At 67.9% G+C, this 13,152-nt stretch carries 12 protein-coding genes; 4 read left to right on the forward strand and 8 right to left on the reverse strand.

Annotated features, from left to right (window positions below):
• Nucleotides 1-135: 135 nt before the first annotated feature.
• Nucleotides 136-1,179 carry a Fe(3+) ABC transporter substrate-binding protein gene (locus A7W11_RS05405; protein ID WP_066409673.1) on the reverse strand — a complete coding sequence of 348 codons (1,044 nt, stop codon included), beginning with the start codon at nt 1,177-1,179 and terminating at the stop codon, nt 136-138.
• Nucleotides 1,180-1,368: 189 nt separating this feature from the next.
• Nucleotides 1,369-1,935, reverse strand: a complete 567-nt coding sequence (locus A7W11_RS05410) for a TetR family transcriptional regulator (RefSeq protein WP_066409676.1) — start codon at nt 1,933-1,935, stop codon at nt 1,369-1,371.
• Between the two features lie 69 nt (nt 1,936-2,004).
• Between A7W11_RS05410 and A7W11_RS05415 the strand changes: the two genes are divergently transcribed.
• Nucleotides 2,005-2,322 (forward strand): DMT family transporter, encoded by a 318-nt coding sequence (locus A7W11_RS05415; protein WP_066409680.1) that lies wholly within the window; start codon nt 2,005-2,007, stop codon nt 2,320-2,322.
• A gap of 208 nt (nt 2,323-2,530) precedes the next feature.
• Entirely contained in the window at nt 2,531-3,307 is a 777-nt protein-coding gene (locus A7W11_RS05420) for a ferredoxin--NADP reductase (RefSeq protein ID WP_066409682.1), read from the forward strand.
• A gap of 179 nt (nt 3,308-3,486) precedes the next feature.
• Here A7W11_RS05420 and A7W11_RS05425 read toward each other — a convergent pair whose 3' ends face one another.
• Nucleotides 3,487-4,311 carry an HpcH/HpaI aldolase/citrate lyase family protein gene (locus A7W11_RS05425; protein ID WP_066409683.1) on the reverse strand — a complete coding sequence of 275 codons (825 nt, stop codon included), beginning with the start codon at nt 4,309-4,311 and terminating at the stop codon, nt 3,487-3,489.
• 94 nt (nt 4,312-4,405) lie between these two features.
• Between A7W11_RS05425 and A7W11_RS05430 the strand changes: the two genes are divergently transcribed.
• Entirely contained in the window at nt 4,406-5,320 is a 915-nt protein-coding gene (locus tag A7W11_RS05430; protein ID WP_066409687.1) for a LysR substrate-binding domain-containing protein, read from the forward strand.
• Between the two features lie 75 nt (nt 5,321-5,395).
• On the opposite strand, the gene A7W11_RS05435 is transcribed toward A7W11_RS05430, so the two are convergent.
• From A7W11_RS05435 to A7W11_RS05455, 5 genes are all read right to left on the reverse strand, one after another.
• A complete protein-coding gene (locus A7W11_RS05435) occupies nt 5,396-7,495 on the reverse strand; it encodes an alpha/beta hydrolase domain-containing protein (RefSeq protein ID WP_066409691.1) in 2,100 nt (699 codons plus the stop codon).
• Between the two features lie 60 nt (nt 7,496-7,555).
• The gene (locus A7W11_RS05440; protein WP_066409696.1) at nt 7,556-9,184 is read right to left on the reverse strand and encodes a tannase/feruloyl esterase family alpha/beta hydrolase; all 1,629 of its coding nucleotides are present in this window, start codon (nt 9,182-9,184) and stop codon (nt 7,556-7,558) included.
• Between the two features lie 174 nt (nt 9,185-9,358).
• Nucleotides 9,359-10,327, reverse strand: coding sequence for a Bug family tripartite tricarboxylate transporter substrate binding protein (locus A7W11_RS05445; protein ID WP_066409698.1), 969 nt, complete (start codon nt 10,325-10,327; stop codon nt 9,359-9,361).
• Between the two features lie 59 nt (nt 10,328-10,386).
• Nucleotides 10,387-10,749: an AtuA-related protein gene (locus A7W11_RS05450; protein WP_066409701.1), complete on the reverse strand. Its 363-nt coding sequence runs from the start codon at nt 10,747-10,749 to the stop codon at nt 10,387-10,389.
• A gap of 11 nt (nt 10,750-10,760) precedes the next feature.
• The gene (locus tag A7W11_RS05455; RefSeq protein WP_066409704.1) at nt 10,761-12,131 is read right to left on the reverse strand and encodes an acyclic terpene utilization AtuA family protein; all 1,371 of its coding nucleotides are present in this window, start codon (nt 12,129-12,131) and stop codon (nt 10,761-10,763) included.
• Between the two features lie 115 nt (nt 12,132-12,246).
• Here A7W11_RS05455 and A7W11_RS05460 point away from each other — a divergent pair, with 115 nt between their 5' ends.
• On the forward strand, nt 12,247-13,137 hold the full coding sequence (locus A7W11_RS05460) for a LysR family transcriptional regulator (protein WP_066409706.1): 891 nt from the start codon (nt 12,247-12,249) through the stop codon (nt 13,135-13,137).
• Nucleotides 13,138-13,152: the final 15 nt, after the last annotated feature.

Genomic DNA, 13,152 nt, shown 5'->3' on the forward strand with positions numbered 1-13,152 from the left:
TGGGAAGATTCGCGGCCCTCGTGGCTTGCCGCGTCGGGAAAGGGCGGATTGCACCCGGCAATGCGGGGACGGCAAAAAAGCGCAAAGCGGCCGGGGGCCGCTTTTCGCTGATGACAGGCACGAGCCGTGGCGGCGTCAGTTGTCGAAGCCCACCTTGTCGACCAGTTCGCTGGCCTGCTTGCGGTACTTGGCTATCTCGGCCACGGGCAGGGGATCGACCTTCAGTTCGCCGAAGCTGGCCACCACCGGGTCCAGCTTCACCCCCTTGCGGATCGGATACTCGTAGTTGGCCTGGGCGTACAGCGTCTGGGCCGGTTCGGACACCAGGAACTCCAGCAACTTCACGGCATTGGCCTTGTTGGGCGCGTACTTGGCCACCGAGGCGCCGCTGACGTTGACGTGCGTGCCGCCGCTCTTGTCGTTGGCGAAGGTCGGGCGGATCACCTTGATGGCGTCGCCCCACTTGCGGGCATCGGTGCCCGGCTCGGCGTTCTTCATGTGGCCGACGTAGTAGGCGTTCGCCAGGCCGATGTCGCAGATGCCGCCCAGGATGTCGCGGGCCACGTCGCGGTCGCCGCCGGTGGCCTTGCGGCCCAGGTTGTCCTTCACGCCGCGCAACCACTTCTCGGTGGCCTCGACGCCGTCATGGGCGATCATCGCCGCCACCAGGCCGGTGTTGTAGGGATGCTGGCCCGAACGGATGCAGACCTTGCCCTTCCACTTGGGATCGGCCAGGTCTTCATAGCGGAAGCGGGTGAGCGGCAGGTCTTTCTCGACGTACAGCACGCGGTCGCGCAGCGACAGCACGTACCAGCTGCCGTCCGCGCCGCGCAGGTTGGCGGGCAGCACTTCATCGAGCGTCTTCGACTGGATCGGTTGGGTGATGCCGCCGTCCACCAGGTCGATCAGGTTCCCGATGTCCACGGTCATCAGCACGTCGGCGGGCGACTTGTTGCCTTCCGCCTTCACGCGCTCCAGCAGGCCGTCCTTGACGAACACCGTGTTGACCTTGATGCCGCTGTCCTTCGTGAACGCGTCCAGCAGCGGCTGGATCAGCTTGGGTTCACGGGTGGTGTAGAGACTGACCTCCTCGGCGGCCGAGACCGGCAGGGACAGGGCGGCGGCGCCGGCCAGCGCCACGGTGCGCAGCAGGGGCAGGAGCTTGATGGAGGAGGGCATGGGGAACTCCGGTAGTGCGACAGACGCGGCTGGCGCCGCGCCACATCAACGAAAATGATTATCAACAACTCGATGGGAATGCGGGAAGATAGCAGGAAGAGCGCTGCCGTTCAACTATCTGACAGGTTTGGGGCGCGCAGGCGGCGCGTGCGCCAATGCCCCGGCGGAGCAACCCGCCAGGGTCCCCCTTCAGGCCGTTGCGCCTGCCTCGGGCAGTTCCCCTTGCAGCAAAGCGTCGATGTCGCGGTGGATGTCGTTCCACAGGGCGTCGTTCATGGGGTAGTTGGCCAGGTGCCGCACGAAGAACGCCCCATCCGCGGCCAGGAACGCGATGCGCAGCAGGCGGTCCTCGGCGCTGTCCACCGAGAACGCGTCGATGCGTTGCCGATACCACTGCACGACACTGCCGGCCCGATGGTCCGCACTGGCCAGCGCCACCATCAACGCGGCGACACGGCGTGAATCCTCGGCTTTCTCGGCCCCCAGCAGCCGGACGTGCGCGCGGATGCGCGTGCGTTTGTCCGCGTCAGGGGCGACCGCGGCGGCGAAGCGTGTCTCGTCGAACTGCATCCAGCGGTCGAGGATGGCCTCGATCAACGCCTCGCGGGTGCCGAACACCGACTGCACGCTGGCCTTGGCCAGGCCAGCGGCGCGGGCCAGCGCGCCGAACGTGAGCGCCCCCGTCCCGGCATCGGCCACCAGCGCCTGCGCCACATCCAGCAGGTGCTCGCGATCTATGGTGCGCGGTCTTGCCATGCCTTCTCTCCATGAGTTAACATACGATCGTATTTTAATGGCGGATCAGCGATCCGCGACAGGAAAATCATGAGCTGGATATACCTCATTCTTGCCGGTGGATTCGAGATCGGCTGGCCCGTCGGGTTGAAAATGGCCCAATCGCAGGACGGGCGCTGGCCCGGCATCGTGCTGGCGCTGGTCTGCATGGCCATCAGCGGCACCTTGCTGTGGATGGCGCAGCGCCATATTCCCATGGGGACGGCCTATGCCGTGTGGACCGGCATCGGCGGCGCGGGCACATTCCTGGTCGGTGTACTGTTCTACGGCGATGCCGCCACGCTGGCGCGGTTTGCCGGCGTGTTCCTGATCGTGGCCGGCGTGGTCACCCTGAAACTGGCGCACTGACGCGCCGGGAGGCGAGGGGCATATGCTTCATAAGCGGTACAGCTGCCCTGAAACCCCTGATGAAAGGCATAAGGGTATAACTGAAAGATGAGAGCGGTTCTCGACTGGATCGGGTAAACTCGGGACATCCTTGCCTTGCGCGTTCCTTTTTCGCAGCGCGCTTCCGGCCTTAAAAGGCGCATTTTCGCGCCGCATTCTTCAGATCGACATGGCAGCTTTCAATACCGAGCGCGTGCTCAGCGTGCGCCACTGGAACGACACGCTTTTCTCGTTTACCACCACCCGCGACGCCGCCCTGCGTTTCCATAACGGCCACTTTGTCATGATCGGCCTGGAAGTCAATGGCAAGCCCCTGATGCGCGCCTATAGCATCGCCAGCGCGAATTATGAAGAAAACCTCGAATTCTTCAGCATCAAGGTGCAGGACGGTCCGCTCACCTCGCGCCTGCAGCACCTGAAGGAAGGCGACACCATCCTGGTCAGCCGCAAGCCGGTCGGCACGCTGGTCGCCGACGACCTGAGGCCGGGCAAGCACCTGTACCTGTTCGGCACGGGCACCGGCCTGGCGCCGTTCATGAGCATCATCAAAGACCCGGACATCTACGAGCGCTACGAAAAAGTGGTGCTGGTGCACGGTGTGCGCTGGGTCAACGAACTGGCCTACGCCGACTTCATCGAGCGCGAACTGCCCGACAACGAGTTCTTCGGCGACGTGGTCCGCAACAAGCTGGTGTACTACCCCACCGTCACGCGCGAGCCCTTCCGCAATCAAGGCCGCATCACGGCCCTGATCGAAAGCGGCAAACTATGCGAGGACGTGGGCCTGCCGCCCCTGGATCCGGCCGTCGACCGCGCCATGATCTGCGGCAGTCCGCACATGCTGGCCGACATCCGCGAACTGCTGGATGCCCGCGGCTTCGAAGTCTCGCCGGGTGTGGGCGAGCCGGGCGACTACGTGTTCGAACGCGCGTTCGTCGAGAAGTAAACCACGCTGGAAGCGCCGGGCGGCGCTGGTTCGCCTGGTTGCCGTTTCAACGATGACGCCGGCTCGATGCCGGCGTTGTTGCGTCCGCATCCGGCAGGACGTGCTCCGTCCACCGAGGGCCAGGGCCGGCGCGGATCTCGGCGCAATGGCGGCGCGAGCGGTGGATCCGCCGCCGCGCTTCAGCCCCGGCCCGCCGCCAGCAGGATATCCTCGGCCCGGCGCACGAAAGGCGGATCGATCATCTTGCCATCCAGCAGGAACGCCGCGCGTCCCGCCTGGCGGGCCGCTGCCACGATGCGTTCCGCCTGCGCCACCTCGGCTTCTCCCGGCGCGTACACGGCATTGGCGATATCGACCTGGCTGGGATGGATGCAAGACTTGCCCAGGAAACCCAGCCGGCGCGACAGCGCCGCCTCGGCCCGAAAGCCATCCGCGTTGCCCACGTCGGGATAGGCCGCGTCCATCACGTACTTGCCGCTGGCGCCGGCCGCCAGCCGCACCGACAGCATGATGCCGTGCAGCGTGTCGGATTCGTAGCGGGCGATGCCCAGCGGCTCCAGCAGGTCGCCCAGTCCCAGTTGCAGGCCGCATACGCGCGGATGCGCCGCGGCCAGTTCCGCCGCGTGGCGCAGCCCCTGCGCGGTCTCGATGTTCACCAGCACCGGGCATTGCCAGCCCTGTGCCGTGATGGCCTCGACAGCCTGGCGCACCGCGTCGGGGTGGTCCACCTTGGGCAGGTTGATGATGTCGATGGGCGCACCCGCCAGCCCTTGCAGATCCTGCAGAAAATCTGTCGTGTCGGGAGCATTCACCCGGACGATGATCCTGCGGCCCGGACGGCGCTCGGCCGTCTTCAGCCACTGCGCCAGGTTGCGCCGCGCGGCGGGGCGGTCATCGGCCGCGACCGCGTCTTCCAGGTCGAAGGACAGGGCGTCCGCGCGGCTGGAGTCGGCCTTGGGGAACAGTTCCGGCCGGCTGGCCGGCACGAACAGCTTGCTTTTCATGCAATGTCTCCAGGTATTTTTCCGGATTCTGGCAAACAAGCCGATGCCCAGGAGTATGCTGGGGATACGATCAAACGATAGAAAACCTATCATCATGAACCTTCGTGCCCTGGAAACGCTGGTAGCCGTGGCGCAGCACGGCTCGATGGCCGCGGCGGCCCGGCAACTGAACCTCACGCATGGGGCCGTCGCGCAGCAGGTGCGCGCGCTGGAAGAATCGCTGGGCGTGGCCCTGGTGGCCCGCGCGGGCCGCACGGTGCACCTGACCGAAAAGGCCGTGCAATTGCTGGCCCCGATGCAGCAGGTGCTGGCCGAGGTGGACCGCATCCGCTACCTGGCGCGCACCAGCGAGATGGTGGGCGAGTTGCGGCTGGGCGCCGGCAATACCGTGTTGAACAGCATGCTGCCGGTGATCCTGGAACAGTTGGTCAAGGACCATCCCATGATCAACGTCGACATCCGGCCCGGCTTGTCGCCCGCGTTCTACACCGCCATCGAACATGGCGAACTGGACGCGGCCATCGCGCTGCAGGCGCCGTATCCCGTGCCGAAAAGCCTGGGCTGGGAGTTGCTGCGCGAGGAGCCTTACGTGCTGGCGGCCGCGTCGCGCCATGCCGGCGACGATCCGCATCACTTGCTGGCCACGCAGCCCTTCATCCGCTACAAGCGCAGCGAATGGGGCGGCCGGCAGGTCGAGAACTACCTGCGCGCCGCCGGCATCCGCCCCAACGAACGCTTCGAGGTGAATGCGATCGAGTCCATTGCAGTGATGGTCAGCCGTGGGCTGGGCGTGGCCATCCTGCCCTTGTCGACCAATGACGTGATGATGCGGCTGGGCCTGGCGCAGATTCCCCTGCCGGCCTATTGCGAGCCGCGCCGCTTCGGCCTGATCTGGTCGCGCGCGTCGCCGCGCATCAGCCTGGTGCGGGCCTTTCTGCGCACGGCGCAGGCGGAGTACGCCAAGCGCGAGCCGGTGAACGCCTCGTGGGGCGGGGATGCCCGTGCCTAGCGAGCTGGATCCGCCCCCTCCAGGCGCGGGCAGATCCGGCATCCCCGCAAGGCAAGGCGGTCGAGGCTGTCGCCTTCAGGGGGCGCGCAGCACGGTGGACGCCCGCGCCGCCTCGATCGCCGCATCCGCATCCTCACGCAGCAGCAGGCGATCGCGCATCAACGCCTGGGCGCCGCTCTCGACCGCGCGCACATAGCCGTCGTGGTCGCCGTAGCGCTCCTCCAATGACAGCCGCTGATCGCCGGCGGCCAGCCGTTCGGCCCGCGTGGCGTGGAAGGGGATGAAGCTGCCGGACAGGCCCAGCAGATCGGTCCAGGGGCCCTCGGGCGTGTAGTTGTAGCCCAGGCTGGTGCCCGTGGGCGCCAGGGCGTTGACGCTGCGTATGCCCGCGGCGTCCATGCCGTCGCTGTCCGGCCTGGGCACCAGGATCGCATAGTCGCGCCCGGTGTAGTACGGCGGCAGGCGCGTGGCGATGCCCGATTCGTCGTCGTGCACGTACTGGGGACCGAAATCCAGCAGCGGAAAGCCGTTGTACAGGCCCAGATACGAGAAGGCGGGCAGTGCCGTGCCGCCTTGCCAGCGCAGCCCTTGCATCGTGGGGTAGCTCAACGTATCGGCGCGCACCAGTGTGCCGTCGTCCAGGCGCGGCGTACGCGTGGCGGGCGGCTCGGCGCCGCTGACCACCCATTCCTCCAGCGCCACCCACAGGGCGCGGAACGTCGTGCCGAAGGTGGCCTCGGTGCCGATGGGATAGCGGCCTTGCGCGGGGGCATAGTTGGGCACGCCATCGCCGTGCTGGGTGCCGGCGTAGTAGTAGATGCGCGCGTTGTCCGGCTGCCGCAGGTCTTGCTGGCCGTAGGCATCGGTCAGCACGGGCGAGCCCTGCAGCACCCAGAACTCGGTGCCGCTCAGGCCGAGGAAGAACTTGGGGCAGGTGTCGGTGCGGGCGCAGCGGGTCATCACGCCGCCTTGCCGGCCGCTCAGCGTGTCCACGTAGTCGGGCGCCAGTCCACGCGGCGCCGTCTGGCCGAAGGCAGTGTGGTCCGTGCGCAGCCCCCCGCCGCCGCCCGGCACCGCGAAGCGCGTGTTCAGGTTGGTCTGCCGGGCGGCCACGTGGGCGTAGATGCCGTCGAACACCTTGCGTCCCTGCCGGTCGGCATTGAAGCCCAGATGCAGGAAGGTCTTCATGAAATTGCCGCTTTGCGAGGTGCCCTGGCCCAGGGTGTGCAGCACGCGGCCCGCCAGCGGATTGGCGCGTCCGCCGGCGTCTTCCTGACCATGCCGCAGAAAGGAGACCGTATCGCGCAGCGCGGCCAGCCCGATGCCCATCACCTTCGGATCCTTGGCGACATAGGTCAGTTCGTACAGATACTGCGGATCGAAGCCGCCTTGCAGGCAGATCGAGGCCGGGTCCGGCGTGCCCGGGAAGGGATTGCCGCTGGCGTCGCAGGCGGCGAATTTCCATTGCGAGGCCGGGATGCTCTGGCGCGGATCCGTCTCGCGCAGCCGGCGCGTCAGTTGATAGCCGGGCAGGGTGTTGTCCAGGCTGGTGGGCGCGTACGGAATCATGGTGCCGTTGAACACGCCGCCGGGCAGCGTCAGGCGCGGCGAGGCCGTACGCGCGATCAGTTCGGCGCGGTAGGGGCCGGTGATGCTGCCGCCGTCGGCTGCGCGGGCGACCGGCACCTGCAGCGTCAGGCGCTCGGCGGCGCTCTTGGGCACGTCGCCCTGCCAGGCCGAGTACAGCACGCTGTAGCCGCGCCGCCGCAACAGCGCTTCGGGCTGGCCGCCGACCAGCGTCAGCAGATTGCCGCGGTTCGGCGCGTCGTAGCGCAGGATGCCGTTGCCATCGGCGGCATTGCGCGGCCGGAACAGCACGAACTCCGATACATACTCCACCATGCCCGACGCGGTGCGGGGCTGTGCAAGGTCCAGATCGGTGATGATGGCGTTGGCGGGATCCGCCGGATCCACTTCGCCACGGATGCGTCCCGTCAGCTTCTCGTACTCGGGCGCGCCATCGGCCGCGGCAATGCGTTCGACATTGTCGACATCCATCCAGATCCGCGGCGCGGCGGCTTCGGGCGGCGGCACGGGCGCCGGGTCGTCAGAGTCCGCGGAATGGCAGGCGGCCAGCAGCAGCGCCAGCCAGGGCAACAGGCGTTTCGTTCTCATGTCTGCTCCGATATGGGTATTTGCCGGGCCGCCCGTCAGGTGGGCCCGGCGATGGCGGTTTTATTGGCAGGTGTAGTTCGTGGCCACGTCGGGATCGCCGCTGCCCCGATAGGTGGCTTGCGTGGGATAGGCGCACAATGGCCGCGTACGCGAAACCGATGCCCCGCTCATGCGCGTGGCCACCAGATCATCAGGCGCACGGCCCTGTTCCACCCAGCGGTCCAGCGCGGCGAGGATGTCGCTGCTGGCCGCGGGCGAGGCCGCATCGCTGCGCAGACCCGTAACGCCCGGCCCGCCGCCGCAATGGCCCATGCCGGGCACCAGGAACATGCGGTAGAACGCGTCCATGGCGTCCTGCGACCCCTGCGCCTGGCGCACGCGGCCGTAGTAGTCGATGCTGTCGTGGGCGCTGACCACCGGATCGCTCCAGCCGTGATAGACGATCATCTTGCCGCCGTTGGCCTTGAAGGCGGACAGGTCCGTGCTGGTCTGGTCGACCCATGGCGCGACCTTGGCGTACGCGTACGAGACGTCACGGTCGAAATCGAACGTCCACCAGTTCCAGTGGGGATCATCGAACACCCAGTAACGCCAGAAGTCGGCGCGCACCGGTTCGGTCGTTCCCATGTAGCCGGACCAGCCCGATTCACTGCCGACCGGCCAGCCGGGATACCACTGTGCGTCGGTGCGCGGGTTGCGCGGACCCTGGTAGATCTTCTTCGCGGCGCTTATCTGGTCGATGGTCAGGCAGTCCGCCGCGTCGGCGCCGGTGCACAGCAAGGTGTCCACGTCGAAGCGCGCCGCCGTGCATTGCCGCGGATCGTCGATCACGCCATCCGCCACGCCGTCCAGGGCGTCGCAGGCCGCGGTGGCCTTGCTGGTCAGCAGGTTCAGCTTGGCACCGGTCAGGTACTGCGTCAGATTGTCGTCGACGGGCCGGTTCGAACGGAACCGCCACATGAACTCGATGTTCAGCGCCGTGCGGTTGTTGCCCGGCGCGCCGGCGATGATGCCGTCGAAATCCGTGGGATAGCGCTGCGCTTCGGCGAAGCCCTGATGGCCGCCTGTCGAGCACCCCAGGTAGTACGCGCGGCTGGCTGGTTGCGCACGCAGTTCGTCGATCATCTGCTTGCCCGCGACGGTGATCGCATTGATCGATCGCGTGCCCCAGTCGATGATTTTTTCCGTGTTGTTCACGCCCCAGAGCATGTCCTCGGTCTGGTGGCCGGTATCTCCGCCCAGCGTCGCATAGCCCTGGCGCAGGGCGTAGGCCATGTCGGTGTAGCTCAGCGCGGGGCTGTAGCCGCCGTTGCCGGTGGCGACCAGCTTGCCGTTCCAGGCAGAGCCTTCCGGCACCCACACCTGGAAGTTGATAAGCGAGCTGGCCGACGGCGTGGCCACGGCATCGATGCGGCAGAAGGCGGGCAGATCCGGCAACGTCTGGCGGGTACCGGGCGGGGTGTAGTCCCCCGCGGCGACCGGCTCGGCCGACGAGATGCGGGCGCCCGCCAGTTGAACGTCGGCGAACGCGTCCGTGCTGCATGCCCGCGGGGTGGGTTGGGTGGGCGGCGTGGGCGGAGGGCTACTCTCGTCATCGTCGTCGCCATTGCCGCCGCAGGCAGCCAACATGGCCGCCAGAACGGACACTGCGCAGGCGCGCGGAAAGGCACTGAAACGTACAGGTCTCATCTTCGTCTCCTCTTGGGTTGACCCCCGGAGCGAGCGTCCCGTACGGGCGACGTCCCGCACCCGCGGCGGGGTGCGCCGAGGGCAGGGGGGTACGTCTGGTTTTTATTTATCCGGCGCGGGGATGCGCCGGTCGGGCCTCGAAGGCGGACGCCATGCGAGGCGTCCGCCGGGTCCTTATTCCGGCTGGATGCCGGCCTTCTTGATGATCTCGCCCCACTTGGTCGATTCGGCCGCCTGGAATTGCGTCAGTTCGTCGGGCGTGGAGGTGGCGGGGGCGGTGCCCGTGTTGGCATAGAACTGCTTGGCGGCGTTGCTTTCGGTGGCCTTCACCATCAGCTCGTTCAGGCGCTTGACCACCGCCGGAGGCGTGCCGGCCGGCGCATAGGCCGCGAACCAGTAGCCCATCTCATAGCCCTTCACGCCGGCCTCGTCGATGGTGGGCACGTCCGGGGCCAGCGGCGAGCGCTTCAGGCCTGTCACGCCCAGGGCGCGCAGCTTGCCGGCCTTCACCTGGGGCAGGCCGGTGGCCGTATCGGTGATCATCATGTCGATCTGGCCGCCCATCAGGTCGGTCACGGCCGGCGGATTGCTCTTGTACGGCACGTGCAGCAATTGCACGCCGGCCATCTGCTGCAGCAGTTCGCCCGCGATGCGGCTGCTGGAGCTGCCGCTGCCGAAACTCATCTTGCCCGGATTTTTCTTGGCCATTTCCAGGAAATCGCCCACGCTCCTGGCCTGCGAGGCCGGATTCACCACCATGATCTGGCCGCCCTTGCCCAGCAGGGTGATGGGGGCGTAGTCCTTCACGGGGTTGTACTGCAGCGTCTTGTACAGGTGCTCGTTGGCCGCATGCGTGGTGTTGGTGGTGATCAGCACGCGGTAGCCGTCCGGCGCGGCGCGGGCCACGTCCTGCGCGCCGATCATGGCGCTGGCGCCCGGCTTGTTCTCGATGACTACGGCCTGGCCCGTCTGCTCGGTGACGCCTTGCGCGATGGCGCGGCCGATCTGGTCGGTGGCGCTGCCGGCCGCGAACGGTACGACGAAGGTGATGGGCTTGTTCGGGAAGTCTTGCGCATTGGCGGCCAGCGGCAGCGCGGCGACGGCACACCAGGCGGCCAGTCGGGTCAGGGTGAAAAATCGCATGGTTGTCTCCTGTGGGATGTCGTTATGAACGCGAAGGTAAAGAAGGAAAAAAGCGCCCCTCAGCCCGGCACGTCGGGCAGGCGCGCCGCCAGCGCCGCGGGCACGGCGACAGGCAGGTCCAGCAGATGGAAAGACAGGCCCTTGCCGTGCGCGTCCAGGTTCAGCGCGTCGTTGACGCCGCCATCCAGCACGCCTTCCAGCACGAAATTCATGGCTTGCAGGCCGGTCAGCACATAGCGCGTCACGCGCGCCGGCCGGCGGTAGGCGAACCATTCGGCGACGCGCGCCTCGGTCACCTGGTCCAGCAGGACGGCATGGCACTCGGCGTCCCAGGCGATCAGGCTCAGGTTCGAGATGTCGCCCTTGTCGCCCGAGCGGCTGTGCGCCAGCCGGTACAGCGGTACTTCCACGGTGTTCGTCATGGTTGCGATCCTTATTGGCGAGCGCCGGTATCGTGCATGCTCCAGCCCGCCGCCACGGCCTCGCGCGGCACGGTGCAGGACAGCATGTTCAGGCGTGGACGCAGCGAGGTGCGCACCCCGCCGCCGCCCGCCGGGCCGCAGCAGTACAGCGCCATCACTTCGCGCAGCACGCGTTCGGCCACGGCGCGGTCGGCGTGTTCCCCCGCCACGCGCAGGCGCACGTCGCGGCCGTGGCCGGGTGCGCGAGCGTCGCGCATGGCGCCGCCATCGTCGGCCAGGATGCTCAGCGCGCCGATCAGGTCGATGCGCAGTTTCAGCGCCGAGCCGATGCGGCGCGCCACGGTCTCGCCCGCCAGGCGCGCGCGGGCTTCCGCCTGCACCCCGGCGTACGAGATCTCGGCCTCGGCCAGCCAGCCGCCGCGATAGCAGACGTTGACCTTCAGCTCGTCCGGCCGCACATGGCCGGTCACGCCGTGCACCGCCACGCGGTCGCCGCCCAGTTCCCGCACCGTGGCGCCGCTCAGATCGGCAATCACGTCGGGGGTCAGGTAGCGCGCGGGATCATGCACTTCGTACAGCAGTTGTTCCTTCACCGTGCGGGCATCGACCATGCCGCCGGTGCCGTCCGCCTTGCCCACCACGAAGCCGCCGTCCGCGTCGATCTCGGCGATCGGAAAGCCCGTGTCGGCCAGGCCGCCGGGCACGTCCTTCAGGCCCGGCACGCTGAAATAGCCGCCCGTGACCTGCGTGCCGCATTCCAGCAGGTGGCCGGCGATGGTGGCGCGGCCGATGCGCGCCCAGTCGTCCGGCGCCCAGCCGTAGTGGGCCAGCGCGGGGCCGACCGTCAGCGAGGGATCGGCCACGCGGCCGGCCACCACGATCTGCGCGCCGGCGCGCAAGGCCTCGGCGATCTCGGTGGCGCCCAGATAGGCATTGGCGCTGACCACGTCCAGCGTGTCCAGCACGGGGCCGAGCTTTTCGCGCAGCAGCGCGCGCTGTTCGGGGCGGTTCAGTTCGTCGCCATGCACGGTGGCGATGCGCGGTGCGGGCAGGCCCTGCGCGGCCGCCAGCGCGGCGATGCGCCGTGCCGCCGCCGGGGGATTGGCCGCGCCGAAGTTGCTGACGATGTCGATGCCATGCCGCAGGCAGTCCTGCAGCACCGGTCCGACCAGATCGTCCAGCAGCGGCTCGTAGCCGGCGTCCGGGTCCTGGTTGCGCGCCAGTTGCGCCAGCGCCAGCGTGCGTTCGGCCAGGGTTTCGAAGATCAGGGTGCCGCCGCCCTGGCGCGCCAGCGTGCGCACCACGGGTAGCGCGCCATCGGTGCGGTCTCCGGAAAAGCCGGTCGCGCATCCGACCAGGCAGGGGGAGGGCTGGGCAGGCATTGCGTTGTCTCCAGGGCGTGCGATGCGCCCGATGTCGCGATTGATGACGGCCACTATAGGCATGCCGGCTTCATACGTAAAATAGAAATATGAGATTGATTTATCCAAGGTTTGTATGAATCTGTCCACCCGGCAATTGCGCGCTTTCGTGGCCCTGGCCGAAGAGAAGCACTTCACCCGCGCCGCCCAGCGCTGCCACCTGACGCAGCCTGCATTCAGCGCCCTGATCCGTACGCTGGAAGAGGCCGCCGGCGTGCGCCTGTTCGACCGCAATACGCGCCGGGTCGAACTCACCATCGAGGGCCGCGTGCTGGAAAGCACGGCGCAGCGCCTGCTGGGAGAGCTCGAACTGGCCATGGAAGACCTGCGCGACCACGCCGAACGGCGCCGCGGCCGGGTGTCGGTGGCGGCGTTGCCCTCGCTGGCCGCGGGCTGGTTGCCGGGCCTGCTGGCGCAGTTCCATGCCGACTACCCGGGCATCGTCCTGCAACTGCGCGATGCCTTGCTCGATCCCTGCCTGGACATGGTTCAGAACGGCGAGGTCGACTTCGCCGTGGCCGCGCGCCGCGCTGACATGAGCGGGCTGGACAGCACCTTCCTGCATGCCGACCGCTACTTCCTGGTGTGCCGCGAAGACCATGCGCTGGCATCGCAGCGCCAGGTGCGGCTGCGCGACGTGGCGCAGTGGCCCGTCATCCAACTGGCGCGCGGCAGCAGCGTGCGCCAGCGGCTGGACGAGGCCCTGGGCGCCGAAGCCTTCACCCCCGTGCTCGAGGTCGAGCACCTGGCCACCGTCACCGGCCTGGTGCTGGCGGGCATGGGCGTCAGCGTGGTGCCTGCCATGACCCTGTTCCATTTCCAGCGGCCCGAACTGGTCATCAAGCCCTTGCAGGGGCGTGCGCTGACGCGGCCGCTGTTCCTGGTCAGGCGCAAGGGGCGCGGCCTGTCGGTGGCCGCGCAGACCTTCTATGATCTGCTGATGGCGCATCGCGCCGGCCTGGCCTGATCCATGCCGTGCGCC

It is taken from the genome of Bordetella ansorpii, assembly GCF_900078315.1.
Lineage (GTDB): Bacteria > Pseudomonadota > Gammaproteobacteria > Burkholderiales > Burkholderiaceae_B > Bordetella > Bordetella ansorpii.

Bases quoted from the DNA above. Each gene is read 5' to 3' on its own strand.
- A7W11_RS05430 (WP_066409687.1), top strand. From the start codon at position 4,406: ATGAACCTTCGTGCCCTGGAAACGCTGGTAGCCGTGGCGCAGCACGGC.
- A7W11_RS05450 (WP_066409701.1), bottom strand. From the start codon at position 10,749: ATGACGAACACCGTGGAAGTACCGCTGTACCGGCTGGCGCACAGCCGC.
- A7W11_RS05445 (WP_066409698.1), bottom strand. From the start codon at position 10,327: ATGCGATTTTTCACCCTGACCCGACTGGCCGCCTGGTGTGCCGTCGCC.
- A7W11_RS05455 (WP_066409704.1), bottom strand. From the start codon at position 12,131: ATGCCTGCCCAGCCCTCCCCCTGCCTGGTCGGATGCGCGACCGGCTTT.
- A7W11_RS05425 (WP_066409683.1), bottom strand. From the start codon at position 4,311: ATGAAAAGCAAGCTGTTCGTGCCGGCCAGCCGGCCGGAACTGTTCCCC.
- A7W11_RS05410 (WP_066409676.1), bottom strand. From the start codon at position 1,935: ATGGCAAGACCGCGCACCATAGATCGCGAGCACCTGCTGGATGTGGCG.
- A7W11_RS05440 (WP_066409696.1), bottom strand. From the start codon at position 9,184: ATGAGACCTGTACGTTTCAGTGCCTTTCCGCGCGCCTGCGCAGTGTCC.
- A7W11_RS05415 (WP_066409680.1), top strand. From the start codon at position 2,005: ATGAGCTGGATATACCTCATTCTTGCCGGTGGATTCGAGATCGGCTGG.
- A7W11_RS05420 (WP_066409682.1), top strand. From the start codon at position 2,531: ATGGCAGCTTTCAATACCGAGCGCGTGCTCAGCGTGCGCCACTGGAAC.
- A7W11_RS05460 (WP_066409706.1), top strand. From the start codon at position 12,247: ATGAATCTGTCCACCCGGCAATTGCGCGCTTTCGTGGCCCTGGCCGAA.
- A7W11_RS05405 (WP_066409673.1), bottom strand. From the start codon at position 1,179: ATGCCCTCCTCCATCAAGCTCCTGCCCCTGCTGCGCACCGTGGCGCTG.
- A7W11_RS05435 (WP_066409691.1), bottom strand. From the start codon at position 7,495: ATGAGAACGAAACGCCTGTTGCCCTGGCTGGCGCTGCTGCTGGCCGCC.